We start from the raw sequence: 15,849 nt of genomic DNA on the forward strand, positions 1-15,849 counted from the left end.
ACCAGGCCGACGGCGGCGGCCGCCAGCACCGCGGCGACCGAGGCACCGACCCGCCCCGCGCCGCGGACCTCGACCCGCAGCGTGCGGCGCGCCAGCATCGCCGCGTCCCCGGCCCCGGGCGCCGGATGGACCAGGGCGAGAGCCGCGAGATCCGGCTCCAGCCGGGCGAGTTCGGGCTGCGGGCACTCCGCGCGCAGCGGCTGCCTGGCCCCGGCGTCGTCCAGCAGCCCGGAGCCGCGCAACTCGCCGAGCAGCCCGCGGAGCCGGCGCACCGGCACGCCGAGCCGCCGGGCCTCGGCCACGAGAGCGGGCAGCTCCCGGCTGCCGTCCAGCAGGTCGAGCAGGGCCAGCTCGGCCCGGGCCGGCCGGAGCAGCCGGATGTGCTCGGGCCGGACGCCGAACTGCAGCGTCTCGGCGTCGCGCCACGCGCGGCGGAGGGCGGTTTTCAGACAAGGACGCATCGGAACCTCCCGGGGGATCGCACAGGAGAGACTGCCCCGGATCGCCGACAAGGCCCGAAAGTTATCCACAGGCCTGTGATGAAGATCTGATGAACTGGGCCGTCGGTTGGTCCGGTTTGGCGATGTTTTGCCTGGCTATCAGCTGTGGCCTCGGCCACCCGAACGAAGAATTTCGGCCAGGAAGGGGGGACTTCTGTCACCCCCGGCAGGTAACGTCTCCGCCGTGGCAGCCGGACAGGATTCCCGTCCTCCTGCGCTGCGTCGACGCGTCCTGGCCGCGGGTTCCACCGCGAGCGCGGGCGGGCCGAGCGCGCAGGACATCGAGGTGCGCCGCAGTGCCCGGCGCAGCCGTACCGTCTCCGCCTACCGGGAGGGCGGGCGCACCGTCGTGCTCATCCCGGCCCGGATGTCGGCCGCGGAGGAGAAGCGCTGGGTGGCGCTGATGCTCGACAAGCTCGCGGCCCAGGAGGACCGGCACAGACTCGGGGACGAGGAACTCGCCGAGCGCGCGGCCGAGTTGTCCGATCGCTACCTGGACGGCCTGGCCTGCCCCCGCTCCGTGCGGTGGGTCACCAACCAGAACACCCGCTGGGGCTCGTGCACGCCGTCGCAGCGCACGATCCGCCTCTCGCACCGGCTCCAGGGCATGCCCGGCTACGTGATCGACTACGTGCTGATGCACGAGCTGGCGCACCTGCTCGTGCCCGACCACAGCCAGCGGTTCTGGAACCTGCTGGCCGCGTACCCGTACACCGATCGCGCCAAGGGCTACCTCGAAGGCGTCGTCGCCGCCCAGCACCTGCCCCACCAGCGCTGACGCCGCTGGGGCGCGAGCTCTCCCGGCCGAAGGCCGGTCCTCACGCCCCCGGTGGGGCGTGGTCAGGCGAGCAGTTTCCGTGCGTGGGCGGCCAGCTCGCGCACGGAGCTGTCGGTGAGCTCGGGCAGGGCGTCGAAGGGGAACCAGCGCAGGTCGTCGGACTCCTCGCTGATCGTGGCGACCGCCCCGGCCGGAGCCAGGACGACGTACTGGACGTCGAGGTGGGTGTTCTCGGGCTGGTCCTTCCCCGCGCAGCGGACCGCGTGCCGGTCCAGCTTCACCGGGGCGGCATGTCCCAGCGCGAGCCCGGCCGCGATACCCGACTCCTCCCGCGCCTCGCGGAGCGCGGCTTCGGCCAGCGTGGCGTCCTCGGGTTCGCAGTGGCCGCCCAACTGCAGCCAGCGGCCCACCTTCGGATGGAGCGTCAGCAGCACCCGCGCCCGGTCCGCGTCCACCACCAGCGCGCTCGCGGTGATGTGGGCGGGGCGGCAGCTGCGCCAGACCCCGTCCTGACGGGCCGTCAGGTGGTCCAGGTAGTCGCGGCGGAGCAGGTCCTGCTCGGCGTCGGGCGCGTCCCACTCGGTCAGGACGCGCACCGCGTCCGCGTGCAGCGCACTCACGCCTTGCCCTCGCCGCCCTGGCCGTCTTCGCCGCGGGTGTCGCCCTCGCCGTCGTTCTTCGGGCTCTCCTGCTCGCCCTTCCCCGGGGCCTGCTGGGTGCCGCCGACGCCCTGGCCGGCGTCACCGCTGAGCAACTGGTCGACCAGCTTGGAGAAGTCGATGCCGGCCACCTCCGTCTCGCGGTGCACGAAGCCGTCCGGGTCGTCCAGGTCCTGGGCGGTGGGCAGCATGTCCGGGTGCTCCCACAGCGCGTCCCGGCCGTCGGTGCCGCGGGCGTCGGCGAGCGAGGCCCACAGGCGGGAGGCGTCGCGCAGCCGGCGCGGGCGCAGCTCCAGGCCGACCAGGGTGGCGAAGGTCTGCTCGGCCGGGCCGCCGGAGGCCCGACGGCGGCGCAGGGTCTCCCGCAGCGCGTCCGCGTGCGGCAGGTGCGGTGCGGCCGCGGCGTGGACCACCGCGTCCACCCACCCCTCGACCAGGGCCAGGGCCGTCTCCAGCCGGGCCAGCGCGGCCTTCTGCTCGGGGGTGTCCTCGGGCTGGAACAGCCCGCCGGCCATGGCCTCCTGCAGCGACTCCGGGTTGGCCGGGTCGATCTGGCCGACCAGGTCCTCCAGCCGGGCCGCGTCCACCTTGATACCGCGCGCGTAGGCCTCGACCGCGCCGAGCAGGTGCTGCCGCAGCCAGGGCACGTGCGAGAACAGCCGCTGGTGGGCCGCCTCGCGGAGGGCCAGGTAGAGCCGCACCTCGTCGGCCGGGACGGACAGGTCGGTGCCGAATTCCTCGATGTTCTGCGGGAGCAGCGCGGCCTTGCCGGCCGGGGCCAGCGGTAGGCCGATGTCGGTGGAGGACAGCACCTCGGCGGCGAGGGCGCCGAGCGCCTGGCCGATCTGCGTGCCGAACATGGCCCCACCCATGCTGCGCATCACGCCGAGCAGCGGCCCGGCCATGGCCTGCATCTCCTCGGGGACGACGCCGCCCATCGCGCCCGCGACGCGCTCGGCGACCGGGTCGACCAGCGCCTTCCAGACCGGGAGGGTGGCCTCGATCCACTCGGCGCGGCTCCACGCCGTGGCGCTTGCCGAGGCCGCCGGGAAGGCGGTGGTGCCGTCCAGCCACAGCTCGGCCAGCCGGACCGCCTCGGCCACGGCCGCCTTCTCGCCCGCGCTCACCGAGCGGTCCTTGGAACCGACCTCCCCGGAGGACGTCGGCACGCCCTGGACGACGACCTGGCGGGCCAGGTTGGTGGCCAGCTCCCAGTTCACCGGGCCGCCGTCGGACGACAGCATCTGCCCCAACTGCTGGAAGGCGGCGCCCAGATCACCCGGCGTCAGATTGCCGAAGAGGGCCGCCAGCGGGTTGTCCCCGCCGGGACCGCCCGCGCCCCCGGGCAGGCCGGGAAAGCCGGGGAAGCCGAACCCGAAGGGGTTGCCGGGACCTCCGGGGGAACCTCCGGAGCCGCTGTTCTCGTTGTTGCCCTTGCCCGGCTTGCCCTCCTCGGGCTCCTCGGGGGGAAGGCCGAAGCCGAAGGGGATGTCGCTCACGAGAGTCGCCTCGATTGGTCGGCCGGGGCCGGAACACGGCTGGTGCCGGTGCACCGCCGTGCCCTGGGCTCGGGCAGGATGGTCCGGTACGTGAACTTACGTACCCGTCAAAACTAACCGTGGAGGTTAGCCGGTGAGTTCCCCACCTTCGCACGTTCGCTCTGGGCTGACCCAGGACGAGGGCGCCCATGCGGCCGCGGAGGTGGCCGAGTTCCCGGCCGGGCCCGACTACGACGGTCCGCCCCTGGTGGTGGCGGTGACCGGCGCGGCCTCGGGCATCGGCGCCCGGTTGACGGAGCGGCTGGCCCGCTCCAAGGCCGTGCGCAAGGTGCTCGCCATCGACGAGCGGCGCGGGGACGTGCGCGGGGTCCAGTGGCGGGTGCTCGACGTCCGCGACCCCGCCGTGGCCGAGCGGCTGGCCGGCGTGGACGTCGTGGTCCACCTCGCCCTGGACCTCGGCATGGCGGCGGACCCCAAGGCGCGCAGCGCCTACAACGTCCGCGGCACCCAGACCGTCGTCACCGCGGCGGCCGCGGCGGGCGTGCACCGGGTGGTGCTCTGCACCTCGGCGATGGTCTACGGGGCGCTGGCCGACAACGATGTGCCGCTGGCCGAGGACGCGCCGCTGCGGGCCACCGAGGAGGCCTCGGTGGTCGGCGACCTGCTGGAGATCGAGCGCCTGGCCAAGCGCGCGCCGATGGCCCACCCCGGCCTGTCGGTGACCGTGCTGCGCCCGGCCGTGGTGGTCGGGCCCGACGTGGACACCGTGCTGACCCGCCACTTCGAGGCCCCGCGCCTGCTCGTGGTGGCCGGCTCCCGCCCGTGCTGGCAGTTCTGCGCGGTCGAGGACCTGGCGGCCGCGCTGGAGTACGCGGCGCTGGGCCTGGTGGAGGGGGAGGTGACCGTCGGCTGCGACGGCTGGCTGGAGCAGGAGGAGGTGGAGCAGATCACCGGCATCCGCCGGATGGAGCTCCCCGCCACGCTCGCCCTCGGCACGGCCGCCCGGCTGCACCGGCTCGGCCTGACCCCCGCCCCGGCCGCGGACCTCGCCTACACCATGTACCCGTGGGTGGTCTCCGGCTCCCGCCTGCACGAGGCGGGCTGGCGGCCGACGCGCACCAACGAGGAGGTGCTCGCCGAGCTGCTGACCCAGGTGGAGGGCAACCACGCGGTCGCAGGCCGGCGGCTCTCCGGCAAGGACGCTGCGACGAGCCTGGGCGCGGCAGGCGCCACCGTGGCCCTGGTGGGCACCGCCGCCCTGGTCCGCCGCGCCCGTAAGCGCCGCCAGGTCTGACGGCCCGTCAGCCGCCCGCGGCTTCGAACGGAAGCGCAATATCACGATGCGGAATTTGTACTCCCGTTCGGCCGGGCAGGTGCGTCATGATGGTGCGCATGGCTGACCCTCAGGACCCGATCAAGCTGCTCGCGATCCGGGACACCCCGCTCTCGCTCGACGAGGTCTACGCCGCCGTGGGCGACGACGCCGCCGGCGGGACCGCCGTCTTCGTCGGGACGGTACGCGACCACGACGCGGGCAAGGGCGTCACCGCGCTCTCCTACAGTGCCCACCCCAGCGCGGAGCAGGAGCTCCGCCGCGTGGCGGAGAAGGTCGCCGCCGACTTCCCGGTACGCGCCCTGGCGGCCGTCCACCGGATCGGGGACCTCCGGGTGACCGACGCCGCGGTGATCGTCGCCGTCTCCTGCGCCCACCGGGGCGAGGCGTTCGCCGCCTGCCGCAGGCTGATCGACGACCTCAAGCACGAGGTCCCCATCTGGAAGCACCAGCGCTTCGCCGACGGCACCGAGGAGTGGGTCGGCGCCTGCTGACAGCCCCGCCCGGCGGATCACCCGTGACCCCGATGCGCCTCGCGTCGTTCTGCTGACGAGCGGATAGTCTGCAGATACGCACGCAAGCGCTGGGAGCACGACATGGGTGTACTGACCTGGCTGACCATCCCCGTGGCCGCCGGAATCCTGGCCGCGCTCTGGGGGAGCTGGTCCGCGCGCACCCGTGCCAAGCCGGGGGACAGCGACACCCTGGCGGGCTACGAGCGGTTCCGCGAGGCGATGGAGCGCAAACCCGGACAGCCGTAACCCGGGCAGTGGTCCGGCGGGCGCCCGCTCATGCGCGTCCCGTACTGTCGTGCCATGCCACGCCGCTCCGCGACGATGCTCGCGTCCACGCTCCTGCTCATCGGGCTGCTCTGCGCCGCCCTGCTGCTGCCGGTCCCGTACGCGCAGATGGGCCCCGGGCCGACGTACAACACGCTCGGGACGCAGAACGGCAAGCCGGTGATCACCGTGACGGGCCGTCAGACCTACCCGACCACGGGCAACCTCAACATGACCACGGTCGAGGTCAGCAGCGCCGACTACCGCCCCAACCTGCTTGCGGCGCTGGCCGGTTGGTTCCAGAGCGACACGGCGATCGTGCCGCACAGCACGCTCTACCCGGACAACCAGACGGAGCAGCAGGCCGAGCAGCAGAACGCCGAGGAGTTCTCCGCCTCCCAGGACAGCGCGAAGGCGGCGGCGCTCAAGCAGCTGGGCTACAAGGTGGGCAGCGAGGTCGTGGTCGCGGCCGTGGTCGAGAACAGCCCCTCCGTGGGCAAGCTGCACGCCGGCGACGTGATCCGGACCGTGGACGGGACCGCCGTCACCACCCCGGACCAGGTGGGCACGCTGGTGCGGAAGAAGCAGCCCGGGCAGACGGTGGTCTTCGGCATCACGCCCAAGGGCACCAGCACGGCCAAGCAGGTGACCGTCACCACCGCGAAGAACCCGGACACGGGCAAGGCCTTCGTCGGCATCCAGCCGGGGACCGAGCACACGTTCCCGTTCCAGGTGGACATCAACCTCGGCGACGTCGGCGGCCCGAGCGCGGGCCTGATGTTCGCCCTGGGCATCGTGGACAAGCTGACGCCCACGGACCTCACCGGCGGCAAGTTCGTGGCCGGCACCGGGACCATCGACGACCAGGGGAACGTGGGCCCGATCGGTGGCATCAGCATGAAGCTGATCGCCGCGCGGAACGCGGGTGCGCAGTACTTCTTCGTCCCGGCCGACAACTGCGCGGAAGCGGCGTCGAGCCCCCCTGCGGGCCTGAAGCTCATCAAGGAGACGACGCTGAAGGGCGCACTCGACGCGCTCTCCGCCATCCGCTCCGGCGCCACCTCCACCCTCCCCACCTGCGGCTAGTTGCACCCCCGGGGGCGAGGCTGTTGACATGTGCGGCTCCGCCGCCTCGGCGCGAGCAACACACCACTCGGGGAGCTTCGTCCCGCACATGGGGCCGGACCTCCCCGAGTGGTGGGCTGGTCGCGTAGTGTCCTCGCGCCCCTGCGGGGGTGTGACTAGCTGAGCCGGCGGAACTTCTCCATCGCGCGCCAGGTCTCGGCGAAGCCGGTGGTGAGCGGGGACAGGCCGACGCGGATCCCGTCCGGAGGACGGAAATCGATGACGACGCCCGCGTCGATCAGGCGCTTGGCCAGGTCGGGCGCGTCGTCCCGAGCCAGCGTCACGTGGCCGCCGCGACGCCCCGCCTCCCGCGGGGAGGCCACCCGGACGCCCAGCGGGGACAGCCACTCGTCGGCGAGGCCGATCACCATCTCGCCCAGGGCCACCGCCTTCTCCCGGATCCGTTGGATCCCGGCCTCGGCCACCAGCTTCACGCCCTCGTCCACGCCGACCATGCCGGTGATCGGCGGCGTCCCCGACAGGGCCCGGCGGATGCCGGTCGCCGGCTGGTAGCCGTGCTCCATGGCGAAGGGGTCCGCGCCGCCCATCCACCCCCACACGGGTTGGCGGAACTGCTCCTGGTGCTCGGCGCGCACGTACACGAACGCGGGCGCGCCGGGGCCGCCGTTGAGGAACTTGTAGCTGCAGCCGACCGCGAAGTCCACGCCGTCGGCGTCCAGTTCCACCGGGATCGAGCCGACGCTGTGGCACAGGTCCCAGACCACCAACGCCCCCTGGGCGTGGGCGGCGGCGGTGATGCCGGGCAGGTCCGCGATCCAGGCCGAGCGGTAGGCGACATGAGAGAGCGTCACCACGGCGGTGCGCTCGGACAGTTCCGCCGCCACCTGGTCCACGCTGACGCCGCCGTCGGGGTCGGTGTCGATCCAACGGACCGTCAGCCCCAGTTCCGCGGCGATGCCCTGGACCACGTAGTTGTCCGTGGGGAAGTTGTGGCGGTCGGTGACGATCTCGGTTCGGCCCGGCCGCATCGCCACCGCCGCGCGCAGCAGCTTGTAGAGGCAGACGCTGGTCGAGTCCGCGATCACCACCTGTCCCGGCGCCGCGCCGAGCGCGGCCTGGCCCAGGCGGTCGCCGATCTGCTCCGGCAGCTCCATCCAGCCCTCGGACCAGGCCCGGATCAGCCGGGTGCCCCACTCGCCGCGGCCGAGCGCGGACCAGCGCTCCAGCGTGGCCTTGGGCGGGCGGCCCAGCGAGTTGCCGTCGAGGTAGGCGACGATCCCGGCGTCGGCCGGCTCCACGAAACGGGTGCGGAAGTGGCCGAGGACGTCCTCGGCGTCCAAGCGCTCGGCCTCGGACAGCGTGATGGCGGGCACGGCGGTCATCCGATCTCGGTGCGGACGGCGAGCAGTTCGGGGAAGAAGCTGAGGTCCAGCGCGGCCTTGAGGAACGACACCCCGGACGAGCCGCCGGTGCCGCGCTTGAAGCCGATGATCCGGGTCACCGTCTTCAGGTGCCGGAACCGCCAGAGCTGGAAGCTCTCCTCGATGTCCACCAGTTCCTCGCAGGTCTCGTAGGCGGCCCAGTGATCCTCGGGGTGCTCGTAGATCTCCTTGAGCACCGGGATCAGCCCCTCGTGGAAGCTGTGCGCCCGGGTGACGTCCCGGTCCAGCAGGTCCTTGGGGACGTCGTGCCCGTGCCGCGCCAGGTACCGCAGGAACTCGTCGTAGAGGCTGGGCGCGTGCAGCGCCTCCTCCAGCCGGGCGCGGGTCTCCGGCTCGTGGTCGAAGACCTCGATCATCTGCGTGTTCTTGTTGCCGAGCAGGAACTCGACGATCCGGTACTGCGCCGACTGGAAGCCGGAGGAGTGCCCGAGCGAGCCGCGGAACTGCGCGTACTCGCTCGGGGTCAGCGTGGCCAGGACCGTCCACTGCTCCAGCAGCTGCCGCTGGATGTGCTTGATCCGGGCCAGCGACTTGAGCGCCGGGGCCAGGTCGTCGGCGGCCAGGCGCTCCATGACGTAGTGGAGCTCGTGGATCACCAGCTTGAACCAGAGCTCGGAGGTCTGGTGCTGGATGATGAACAGCAGCTCGTCGTGGTGCGGCGGATCGCTCAACGGCTGCTGGGCGCTGAGGAGCTGATCGAGCTTCAGGTAGCCGCCGTAGGTGATCTCTTCCCGGAGGTCGCGGTGGATGCCCGCTTCTACGTCCCGGGTGTTGGGCGATGACGACGTTGTCATCGGTGTCTCTCGCTCTCGGGTGGGTGCAGGAGTCGGGAGATGGTACTGGGGGAGCCCCGGCTCAGGAGAAGGTGGTCAGCAGCGCGTCCGCCAGGCCGGGGACCAGGTCGGGCCCGGTGAGCACCTCGCGCGGGGAGTCCTTCTCGCGCAGCCGCAGCGCGGTCTCCCGGCTCCCGTCGCGCAGGACGGCGACCGTCATCCGGACCTCCTGCCGCTCCGGGTGCTCGGCGACCCACTTGTTCAGCTCGCGCTCGGAGATGCCCTTCGGCAGCTGGGCCTCGGCGGAGGGGGGCAGGATCAGCCGTTCGACGACCAGGGCGCAGCCGGCCACGGCGTCGGGCCAGGCGATGGTGCCCAGGAACTCGTCCAGGGCGGCGCCCTTGGGCAGCTCGTCCTGCTCGATCGGGGTCAGCTCGCCCTCGGCGCCGGCCTCCAGGCCGAGCTGCGCGGCGAGCGCGGGCTCGTCCCGCAGCAGGGCGGCGGTGTCGACCAGGGCGAACAGGCGGGCGGGCTGGTCCCAGCCGAGGCCCGCGGCGTACTCGTCGATCTCCAGCGCGGCCCGGGTCAACGGACGGGCGGCGGGCGGTGCGGAGGGGGTGGCGTCGGACATGGGTCCATCCTCACACGCGGGTGCCGGTGAAATGCGATTCTCGATCCGCCCGTGCGGTGTGCTACGGTTGAGACACAACGACGCGGGGTGGAGCAGCTCGGTAGCTCGCTGGGCTCATAACCCAGAGGTCGCAGGTTCAAATCCTGTCCCCGCTACTCGAACGCCGAAGGCCCGGAGGTTCTCCTCCGGGCCTTCGGCGTCTCTCCTGCCCGCCGTTGACCTGGGGCTCCCCGGCGCGGCCCGCAAGCTGCGGCCCCCGAGTGGCCCGATGCCCCTCGCTTGCCCCTCGCCCCCGCTGACGGCCGGGCCGGCCTGGCTGCCTCGGCCTGGGGCTCCTGGTTCCTGGCGGGCCAGACCGCGGCGGGCGGCCGCCTCGTGCGGGTTGAGTCCCAGACGCTTCGCTCGCCGGTCTCCGGCCCGGGGTGTGCCGACCGGCTGGCTCCCCGGAGAACCCAATGGCCCTTGGCCCAGCCCCGGAGCGCATGCCGGGCTCGGCCCGCGGGCCCGCGGGCGCGGGCGCCTCAGGCGGCCAGCCCCTGGCGCGGTACTACGGGCCTCGGCCTCCGGCCGGTGGGCGTGCCCGACTCCGGGCCCTTCGGCCCGCGCCCCTGGGGGCCGCGGGCGGCCGGCCTCGGTGTTGGGGTCTGCGGGTGGCATGCCCCCGGCCCGGAGGGCGTGGCCGCCGAGCGTCGGGCCTGCGGCCCGTCGGCGGCGGGGCGGGGCGCCCCGCCCGTGGGGGTTCGGGCGGAGGCCGTTGCCGGAAGGCCCGGGGGGAATGGATTTGCACTGGTCGGGGCCGGGCCTCTAAGGTGAAGACACAACGACGCGGGGTGGAGCAGCTCGGTAGCTCGCTGGGCTCATAACCCAGAGGTCGCAGGTTCAAATCCTGTCCCCGCTACTGAAGATCAGGCCCGGTGCACCCGCACCGGGCCTGATGTCTGTCCGGGAGACGACGCCGTCCGAGGGAATCTGTCGCGAAATCGACAAAGAGCTGAAGTGACCTTCGTTGCTGCGATATACACGGAGGTACGCGGGTAGAGGGTGACGCCCCGGACCCGGGGGACGCAGGAGTCGGTATGTCGATGATCGCTGAGAACGGCGTCGTAGCTGACGACGAGCCGGCCGGCGGGCCGCAGCTTCCCCATGCCCGTCAGGGCCAGAGCTTCGAGGACGAGCTGGCCGCCCGTGAGGAGGGCGCGCTGGAGGCGCGTTACCGGGAGGCCGCCGACGCAGGGGACCCGGGCGCGGCCAGCCTGCTCGGGGCGATGCTGCTGCGCCGGGGCGCTCTCGACGACGCCGAGCCCTACCTCCGGCGCGCCGCCACCGAGGGCCTGCGCGCGGGCGCGAACAACCTGGGCGTGCTGCTGCACCAACGCGGCCACGCCGTCGAAGCCGCACAGTGGTGGCGCGAGGCCGCCGTCGGGGGGAGCGCCCCTGCCGCGCACTCCCTCGGGCTGCACCTGCGCGAGCAGGGGGACCTGCCCGGCGCCGAGTACTGGCTGCGGCAGGCGGCCGAGCAGGGCCACACCCACGCCGCCTTCGCGCTGGGCGACCTGCTGGAGCACCGGCAGGAGAGCGCGGGAGCCGAGAAGTGGTTCCGGGTCGCGGCCGAGGTCGGCCACCAGGAGGCCGCCTTCCGGGTCGGGCTGCTCCGCGAGGCGGCCAACGACACTGAGGACGCCGAGAGTTGGTACCGCCAGGCCGCCGCCCGCAGCCACGGGCCGGCCGCCCTGCGCCTCGGCGCGGTGGTGGAGGCCCGCGGTGAGCGCGAGGAGGCCGCCCGCTGGTACCGCGCCGCCGCGCAGGCGGGGGAGCCGGGCGCGGCCTGCGCCCTGGGCTTCCTGCTGCGCGACAGCGGTGACGAGGTCGGCGCCGCCGACTGGTGGCGCGAGGCGGCCGAGGCCGGCGACGGCAACGCCGCGAACGCGCTCGGCACGCTGCACGCCGACTGGGGCGAGACCGAGATGGCCGAGCAGTGGTACCGCACGGCGCTGGGCCTCGGTGAGGTCAGCGGCGCCTACAACCTCGGTCTGCTGTGCGTCGGTTCGGGCCGCGAGGCCCAGGCGGAGCAGTGGTACCGGCAGGCCGCGTACGCCGGGCATCGCGAGGCCTGCAACGCGCTGGCCGTGATGCTGCTGGACCGCGGCGACGAGCCCGGTGCGGAACCCTGGTTCTCCAAGGCCGCGGAGGCCGGTTCGGCGGACGCCGCGTTCAACCTGGGCATCCTGCACGAGCGCCGGGGCGAGCTGCCGGCGGCGCACCAGTGGTACGCCCGCGCGGCCGCGGCGGGGCACGCCGAGGCGGCGCTGCAGCTCGGCGTCGCGAAGGAGCGCCGAGGTGACCTGGCGTCAGCTGCCGCGCGCTACCGGCAGGCTGCGGAAGGCGGCTCGGTCGAGGGCGCGTTCCGGCTGGCGGTGATCCTGGAGCGGCGTGAGGACGACGGCGGCGCGGAGCGCTGGTACCGCGCGGCGGCGGAGGCCGGCCACGGCCGGGCACAGGTACGGGTCGGCGTGCGCGCCGCGGAGCGCGGCGACACGGAGGCGGCGGAGCGCTGGTACCGGATCGCGGCCGAAGGCGGCAGCCGGAGCGGTGCGTTCAACCTGGGCCTGCTGCTGGATTCCGCCGAGTCGTCGGAGTCCCGCCTCTGGTACATGCGGGCGGCGGAGGCGGGGCACGGGCGGGCCGCGCTGCGGCTTGCCCTGCTGGCCGCGCGGGCGGGGGACCTGGGTGCGGCCCGCGCCTGGTGCAGCCGCGCCGCCGAATTGGGGCCGGAGGGCGTCACCGCCCGCGCCGAACGCCTCCTCGACGCCCTTCGCGCGACGGCATGAGGACAGCCCGCCGGAGGGGCGGTCAGCGGGCCGCGCAGTCGGGGCAGAGGCCGCGGTAGGTGACCTCGACGTCGGAGATGGTGAAGCCGAAGCGCTCCGCGTCAGGGAGAGCCGCGATGGGGTCGCCCATCGGGTGGACGTCGCGGATGGCGCCGCAGGCCTCGCAGACGAGGTGCTGGTGGGCGTGGTGGGCGTTGGGGTCGTACCGCTTGGCGCGGCCGTCCGTCGAGACCTCCAACACCTCGCCCAGGCTGACCAGTTCGCCCAGTGTGTTGTAGACGGTGGCCCGGCTGATCTCGGGGAGCAGTTCGGCCGCGCGGGCGTGGATCTCGTCGGCGGTGTAGTGGACGTGGTCCCCGTCGAGCACCTGCGCGACCACGCGCCGCTGCGCGGTGAGCCGCCAGCCGCGGTTCCTCAGTCGTTCCAGCAGGTCACTCATGCGTACGAGAGTACCAACGCGGTCGTTGACGGCCCGTCAGACGTTCTCCGTCACCTCGTCGGCCGCGGGCTCGTCCAGCCAGGCCTCGGCGCGCTTCTCGGCGCGGCGCTTGAGCAGGACCAGCCCGGCCACTGCGAGCAGGATCACGCCGACGAAGATCCACGAGGCGACGCTGGCGTAGTGCTCCACCCGGTGCCAGCCCGCACCGGCGAAGTAGCCGAGGAGCACGAAGCCGGTGGCCCAGACCGCGCCGCCCAGCACGTTCCAGAACAGGAACCGCCGGTACGGCATCTCCGAGACGCCGCACAGGCCGGGGACGAGCGCCCGCAGGGCCGCGGCGAAGCGGCCGGCGAAGACGGCGCGACCGCCCAGGCGGCGGATCAGCTCCTTGCTCTGCCGCACGTGGGCGGGTTTGATCAGCCGCTGCGGCAGACGGCCGAGCAGCGTGTCGCCCCAGCGCTTGCCGACCGCGTACCCGACCGAGTCGCCGATGATCGCGCCCGCGACGGCGCAGGCCAGCACCTGCCACAGCTGGGTGTGCCCGTTGTAGGCGGTCACTCCGCCGATGACGACGGCCGTCTCGCCCGGGATCAGGAAGCCCAGGAAGACCGAGGACTCCAGCGCCGGCAGCAGGAACACGGCGACCAGGACCAAGGTCGCGTTGAGCGCCAGCAGGTGGTCGCTGATCCAGGACATGAACGTCCTCCGCGGGGCAGGAGAGAAGGGCCGGGCCAAGGTAAAGAACGGGTCAACCGTACCGGTTCCAACGTGCCCGGCCCGCCCCTGGTTCCTTGATCGGCCCGGAACCGCCTCCCGGAGCCGCCTCCCGTGGCCTTCCGGCGGGAGCTCAGCCCAGGAACCGCAGCGCCTCGCCGTGCAGCAGGCCGTTGCTCGCCACCGCGTTGCCGCTGCGGACGCCCGGGATGCCGTCCAGGCCGGTGAAGCGGCCGCCCGCCTCCTCGACGATCGCGCAGCAGGCCGCCATGTCCCAGAGCGACAGCTCGGGCTCGGCGGCGATGTCCACCGCGCCCTCGGCGACCATCATGTACGACCAGAAGTCGCCGTAGGCGCGGGTGCGCCAGCAGGCACGGGTCAGGTCCAGGAAGCCGTCGAGCGCGCCGCGCTCCTCCCAGCCCGAGAGGGAGGAGTACGAGAAGGAGGCGTCCTCCAGCCGGGAGACCTCGGAGACCTGCATCCGCTGAGCCCGCGTCAGACTCCGTCCGGTGAACGCCCCGGAGCCCTTCGCCGCCCACCAGCGGCGGCCCAGCGCCGGGGCGGAGACCAGGCCGACGACCGGCTGCTCGCCGCCCGGACCCAGCTCCATCAGCGCGATCAGCGTGGCCCAGACCGGGACGCCGCGGATGAAGTTCTTGGTGCCGTCGATGGGGTCGATCACCCAGCGGCGCGGCCCCTGGCCGGTGCTGCCCTGCTCCTCGCCCATCACCGCGTCGCGCGGGCGGGCCCGCTGCAGGTCGCCGCGGAGCAGGTCCTCGACGGCCTTGTCCGCGTCGCTCACCGGGGTGAGGTCGGGCTTGGTCTCGACCCGCAGGTCCAGCGCCCGGAAGCGCTCCGTCGTCACCGAATCCGCGTGGTCCGCGAGGACGTGGGCGAGACGCAGATCGTCGTGGTAGTCGGCCATAGGGCCGACCCTAGTGGGCAGCCCCGCTCAGCTGTAGCCCGACCACGCCGACGAGAACCAGTGAGACGGAGAGGAGCTTCAGCACCGAGACCGTCTCGCCCAGGAAGACCATGCCGTAGACGACGGTGCCCGCCGCGCCGATCCCGGTCCACACCGCGTACGCCGGGCCGACCTGGAGGTGCCTGAGCGAGAGCGTCAGCAGGCCGAAGCTGCCGAGGGCGAAGAAGCAGAAGCCCATCGTCGGCCAGACCCGGGTGAAGCCGTGGCTCTGCTTGAGGCAGACGGCGAAGCCGGTCTCCAGCAGACCGGCGAGCACCACCATGAGCCAGGCCAGCAAGGTCACCTCCGGTCGGGCCGACAGTGATCACCATCCTGCGCCCCGCGTACGGACGCTGCATGTCTGGTTGGTCTACCCTGCTGAGCCCGGCCTGAGACCCCGTCAGTCGCCCTCGTGCGCCTCGCGCGTGGAGAGCAGCCGGCGCAGCGAGTACAGCCGCGCCGGGTCGGCGTGGCCCTCGGCGACCCAGGCGTCCAGCGCGCAGTCCGGCTCGTCGTGGCTGCAGGCGCGCGGGCAGGCCGCGGTGCCGGGCTCCAGGTCGGGGAAGGCGTGGATGACCCGGGACGGCTCGATGTGGGAGAGCCCGAAGGAGCGGAAGCCGGGGGTGTCGATCACCCAGCCGCCGCCCTTGCCCGGCAGCCGCAGCGCCAGGGCGGAGGTGGTGGTGTGCCGGCCGCGCCCGGTGACCGCGTTGACGTGGCCGGTGGACCGCTGCCGGTCCGGCACCAGCGCGTTGACGAGCGTGGTCTTGCCGACGCCGGAGTGGCCGATGAACACGGTCATCCGGTCCCGCAGCAGGTCCCGCACCGCCTCCGCGCCCGAACCGGCAAGCTGCTCCCGGTCGGTGACGACGTGTCGGACGCCGAGCGGGGCGTAGACGTCGAGCAGCGGCTCGGCCGGGGCCAGATCGGCCTTGGTGAGCACCAGCAGCGGCTCCATGCCCGCGTCGTACGCGGCGACCAGGCAGCGGTCGATCAGCCGGGGCCGGGGCTCGGGGTCGGCCAGGGCGGTGACGATGGCCAGCTGGTCGGCGTTGGCCACGACGATCCGCTCGTAGGGGTCGTCGTCGTCCGCGGTGCGGCGCAGGGTGGAGTCGCGCTCCTCGACGCGGACGATGCGGGCCAGACTGCCCGGCTCCCCGGACAGGTCGCCGACCAGCGCGACCCGGTCGCCGACGACGACGCCCTTGCGGCCCAGCTCGCGGGCCTTCATCGCGTTGATCTCGCGCTCGCGCCGGGTGCCGGGGTCGATCAGGCAGGTGAACCGACCGCGGTCGACGGTGAGCACCATGCCCTCGGCGGCGTCCTCGTGGGTCGGCCGGATCCGGGTGCGGGGGCGGGAGCCCCGGCGGGAGGGGCGGTTGCGGATGTCGTCCTCGTCGGCGTCCTTTCCGTAGCGGCGCATG

The 15,849-nt window shown here is 73.4% G+C and carries 16 protein-coding genes, 2 tRNA genes and 1 pseudogene; 8 read left to right on the forward strand and 11 right to left on the reverse strand.

The window, feature by feature from the left end; all coding sequences use genetic code 11:
• Positions 1 to 461, reverse strand: a pseudogene (locus ACFP3V_RS13695) (ThiF family adenylyltransferase); the annotation flags it as partial.
• 271 nt (positions 462 to 732) lie between these two features.
• Between ACFP3V_RS13695 and ACFP3V_RS13700 the strand changes: the two are divergent.
• On the forward strand, positions 733 to 1,278 hold the full coding sequence (locus ACFP3V_RS13700; RefSeq protein WP_380583311.1) for a M48 metallopeptidase family protein: 546 nt from the start codon (positions 733 to 735) through the stop codon (positions 1,276 to 1,278).
• 62 nt (positions 1,279 to 1,340) lie between these two features.
• On the opposite strand, the gene ACFP3V_RS13705 is transcribed toward ACFP3V_RS13700, so the two are convergent.
• Positions 1,341 to 1,898 carry an NUDIX hydrolase gene (locus ACFP3V_RS13705; protein WP_380583260.1) on the reverse strand — a complete coding sequence of 186 codons (558 nt, stop codon included), beginning with the start codon at positions 1,896 to 1,898 and terminating at the stop codon, positions 1,341 to 1,343.
• A complete protein-coding gene (locus tag ACFP3V_RS13710) occupies positions 1,895 to 3,436 on the reverse strand; it encodes a zinc-dependent metalloprotease (RefSeq protein WP_380583261.1) in 1,542 nt (513 codons plus the stop codon). The genes ACFP3V_RS13705 and ACFP3V_RS13710 overlap by 4 nt, the downstream gene beginning before the upstream one ends.
• A 133-nt stretch (positions 3,437 to 3,569) precedes the next feature.
• On the opposite strand from ACFP3V_RS13710, the gene ACFP3V_RS13715 reads away from it, so the two are divergent.
• The 4 genes from ACFP3V_RS13715 to ACFP3V_RS13730 all read left to right on the forward strand — a co-directional run bounded on the left by ACFP3V_RS13715 (position 3,570) and on the right by ACFP3V_RS13730 (position 6,634).
• A complete protein-coding gene (locus ACFP3V_RS13715; RefSeq protein WP_380583262.1) occupies positions 3,570 to 4,730 on the forward strand; it encodes an NAD-dependent epimerase/dehydratase family protein in 1,161 nt (386 codons plus the stop codon).
• 89 nt (positions 4,731 to 4,819) lie between these two features.
• Complete coding sequence (locus tag ACFP3V_RS13720) at positions 4,820 to 5,263, forward strand: molybdenum cofactor biosynthesis protein MoaE (RefSeq protein WP_380583263.1); 444 nt, start codon at positions 4,820 to 4,822, stop codon at positions 5,261 to 5,263.
• Positions 5,264 to 5,365: 102 nt separating this feature from the next.
• Positions 5,366 to 5,530: a hypothetical protein gene (locus tag ACFP3V_RS13725; RefSeq protein ID WP_380583264.1), complete on the forward strand. Its 165-nt coding sequence runs from the start codon at positions 5,366 to 5,368 to the stop codon at positions 5,528 to 5,530.
• A 54-nt stretch (positions 5,531 to 5,584) separates the two neighbouring features.
• Positions 5,585 to 6,634 carry a YlbL family protein gene (locus ACFP3V_RS13730; RefSeq protein ID WP_380583265.1) on the forward strand — a complete coding sequence of 350 codons (1,050 nt, stop codon included), beginning with the start codon at positions 5,585 to 5,587 and terminating at the stop codon, positions 6,632 to 6,634.
• A 155-nt stretch (positions 6,635 to 6,789) separates the two neighbouring features.
• On the opposite strand, the gene ACFP3V_RS13735 is transcribed toward ACFP3V_RS13730, so the two are convergent.
• From ACFP3V_RS13735 to ACFP3V_RS13745, 3 genes are all read right to left on the reverse strand, one after another.
• On the reverse strand, positions 6,790 to 8,016 hold the full coding sequence (locus tag ACFP3V_RS13735) for a kynureninase (RefSeq protein ID WP_380583266.1): 1,227 nt from the start codon (positions 8,014 to 8,016) through the stop codon (positions 6,790 to 6,792).
• Complete coding sequence (locus ACFP3V_RS13740) at positions 8,013 to 8,870, reverse strand: tryptophan 2,3-dioxygenase (protein WP_380583267.1); 858 nt, start codon at positions 8,868 to 8,870, stop codon at positions 8,013 to 8,015. Before ACFP3V_RS13740 ends, ACFP3V_RS13735 begins: the two co-directional genes overlap by 4 nt.
• Before the next feature lie 61 nt (positions 8,871 to 8,931).
• Positions 8,932 to 9,480, reverse strand: a complete 549-nt coding sequence (locus ACFP3V_RS13745) for a PPA1309 family protein (RefSeq protein WP_380583268.1) — start codon at positions 9,478 to 9,480, stop codon at positions 8,932 to 8,934.
• Positions 9,481 to 9,561: 81 nt separating this feature from the next.
• Between ACFP3V_RS13745 and ACFP3V_RS13750 the strand changes: the two genes are divergently transcribed.
• From ACFP3V_RS13750 to ACFP3V_RS13760, 3 genes are all read left to right on the forward strand, one after another.
• Positions 9,562 to 9,635 (forward strand) — tRNA-Met (locus ACFP3V_RS13750).
• Between the two features lie 669 nt (positions 9,636 to 10,304).
• Positions 10,305 to 10,378: transfer RNA gene (locus ACFP3V_RS13755), tRNA-Met, on the forward strand.
• A gap of 178 nt (positions 10,379 to 10,556) precedes the next feature.
• The gene (locus ACFP3V_RS13760; RefSeq protein ID WP_465270097.1) at positions 10,557 to 12,308 is read left to right on the forward strand and encodes a tetratricopeptide repeat protein; all 1,752 of its coding nucleotides are present in this window, start codon (positions 10,557 to 10,559) and stop codon (positions 12,306 to 12,308) included.
• A gap of 22 nt (positions 12,309 to 12,330) precedes the next feature.
• Here the strand turns inward: ACFP3V_RS13760 and ACFP3V_RS13765 are convergent, their stop codons facing one another.
• From ACFP3V_RS13765 to rsgA, 5 genes are all read right to left on the reverse strand, one after another.
• Complete coding sequence (locus tag ACFP3V_RS13765; RefSeq protein ID WP_380583269.1) at positions 12,331 to 12,747, reverse strand: Fur family transcriptional regulator; 417 nt, start codon at positions 12,745 to 12,747, stop codon at positions 12,331 to 12,333.
• A 36-nt stretch (positions 12,748 to 12,783) separates the two neighbouring features.
• Complete coding sequence (locus ACFP3V_RS13770; RefSeq protein WP_380583270.1) at positions 12,784 to 13,443, reverse strand: DedA family protein; 660 nt, start codon at positions 13,441 to 13,443, stop codon at positions 12,784 to 12,786.
• Between the two features lie 151 nt (positions 13,444 to 13,594).
• Positions 13,595 to 14,386, reverse strand: coding sequence for a histidinol-phosphatase (hisN, locus tag ACFP3V_RS13775; RefSeq protein WP_380583271.1), 792 nt, complete (start codon positions 14,384 to 14,386; stop codon positions 13,595 to 13,597).
• Between the two features lie 10 nt (positions 14,387 to 14,396).
• Complete coding sequence (locus tag ACFP3V_RS13780; protein ID WP_380583313.1) at positions 14,397 to 14,720, reverse strand: DMT family transporter; 324 nt, start codon at positions 14,718 to 14,720, stop codon at positions 14,397 to 14,399.
• A 105-nt stretch (positions 14,721 to 14,825) separates the two neighbouring features.
• On the reverse strand, positions 14,826 to 15,848 hold the full coding sequence (gene rsgA, locus ACFP3V_RS13785; RefSeq protein ID WP_380583272.1) for a ribosome small subunit-dependent GTPase A: 1,023 nt from the start codon (positions 15,846 to 15,848) through the stop codon (positions 14,826 to 14,828).
• Position 15,849 lies beyond the last annotated feature (1 nt).

Origin of the sequence: Streptacidiphilus monticola (assembly GCF_042658505.1) — a bacterium.
Lineage (GTDB): Bacteria > Actinomycetota > Actinomycetes > Streptomycetales > Streptomycetaceae > Streptacidiphilus > Streptacidiphilus monticola.

Excerpts from the sequence above, each read along its gene's own strand:
- ACFP3V_RS13735 (WP_380583266.1), bottom strand. The coding sequence starts at position 8,016 with ATGACCGCCGTGCCCGCCATCACGCTGTCCGAGGCCGAGCGCTTGGAC.
- ACFP3V_RS13730 (WP_380583265.1), top strand. The coding sequence starts at position 5,585 with ATGCCACGCCGCTCCGCGACGATGCTCGCGTCCACGCTCCTGCTCATC.
- ACFP3V_RS13770 (WP_380583270.1), bottom strand. The coding sequence starts at position 13,443 with ATGTCCTGGATCAGCGACCACCTGCTGGCGCTCAACGCGACCTTGGTC.
- ACFP3V_RS13745 (WP_380583268.1), bottom strand. The coding sequence starts at position 9,480 with ATGTCCGACGCCACCCCCTCCGCACCGCCCGCCGCCCGTCCGTTGACC.
- rsgA (WP_380583272.1), bottom strand. The coding sequence starts at position 15,848 with ATGCGCCGCTACGGAAAGGACGCCGACGAGGACGACATCCGCAACCGC.
- ACFP3V_RS13725 (WP_380583264.1), top strand. The coding sequence starts at position 5,366 with ATGGGTGTACTGACCTGGCTGACCATCCCCGTGGCCGCCGGAATCCTG.
- ACFP3V_RS13760 (WP_465270097.1), top strand. The coding sequence starts at position 10,557 with ATGTCGATGATCGCTGAGAACGGCGTCGTAGCTGACGACGAGCCGGCC.
- ACFP3V_RS13720 (WP_380583263.1), top strand. The coding sequence starts at position 4,820 with ATGGTGCGCATGGCTGACCCTCAGGACCCGATCAAGCTGCTCGCGATC.
- hisN (WP_380583271.1), bottom strand. The coding sequence starts at position 14,386 with ATGGCCGACTACCACGACGATCTGCGTCTCGCCCACGTCCTCGCGGAC.
- ACFP3V_RS13765 (WP_380583269.1), bottom strand. The coding sequence starts at position 12,747 with ATGAGTGACCTGCTGGAACGACTGAGGAACCGCGGCTGGCGGCTCACC.
- ACFP3V_RS13740 (WP_380583267.1), bottom strand. The coding sequence starts at position 8,870 with ATGACAACGTCGTCATCGCCCAACACCCGGGACGTAGAAGCGGGCATC.